The sequence below is a fragment of the Mesorhizobium sp. M7A.F.Ca.MR.148.00.0.0 genome (assembly GCF_003997735.1).
Taxonomy (GTDB): domain Bacteria; phylum Pseudomonadota; class Alphaproteobacteria; order Rhizobiales; family Rhizobiaceae; genus Mesorhizobium.
This window is the reverse complement of the sequence record NZ_RZTB01000353.1, coordinates 1-655: the sequence shown is the minus strand read 5'-3', so window position 1 is coordinate 655 and position 655 is coordinate 1. Positions and strand designations below refer to the sequence as shown.

Sequence of the window (655 nt, the reverse complement as noted above, 5' to 3'; positions counted from 1 at the left end):
CCGGCTAACGGTGGCGGGCGAGACGCCGACCTCATGGGCGATGTGCTTGCCGGTCAGCCGCTGGCGACGCAAGGCTGCGATGCGCTCGGCCACGGACTGTTCGGTCAGGCTCGGCATGACGGTGGGCCGCGACGAGCGGTCGACCATGCCGGCCCGCCCTTTGGTCTTATAGCGCTCGACCCAGCGCGCCACGATCTTGGCCGACACGCCATAGACGCGCGCCGCATGGGCTTTGGAAAAAGCGCCTTCTATCACCGATAACGCCATCTCCTCTCGACGCAGCGGTGTGAGACGGGCATTCTTGTGGATGTTCATTCGGATCCTCCGATGGATGCTGAAGCGTGGTAACTCCAGTCTCCTCGGTCCGGTCCGAATGGACAACCTCCCGAAAGCTCACACCTAGGGCTTCCGCCTCATGATCTGACAGCGGCACGTCACGATTAGAGCCGATTGCCCTGCCTTCTTCCAGTTTCACAATGTTTGTAGTCATTTCCTATTCCATCGCGTTGACTGAGATACGATGGAGACGGAAGTGGAGAACAAATTTTTACAAGCAACTAAGATGATATTCTCGTCAACGGGACAATATTGGACGTTGAGGGCGGCGAACAGGGTGGTGGTGCCGTTGCGCTTGTAGTCGTGCCTCATCGTACCG

At 58.6% G+C, this 655-nt stretch carries 1 protein-coding gene; it reads right to left on the bottom strand.

Annotated features, from left to right (window positions below):
• Positions 1–315, bottom strand: a 315-nt coding sequence (locus EOB49_RS34460; RefSeq protein WP_164781957.1) for a leucine zipper domain-containing protein, incomplete at its 3' end; no start/stop codon positions are given.
• Positions 316–655 lie beyond the last annotated feature (340 nt).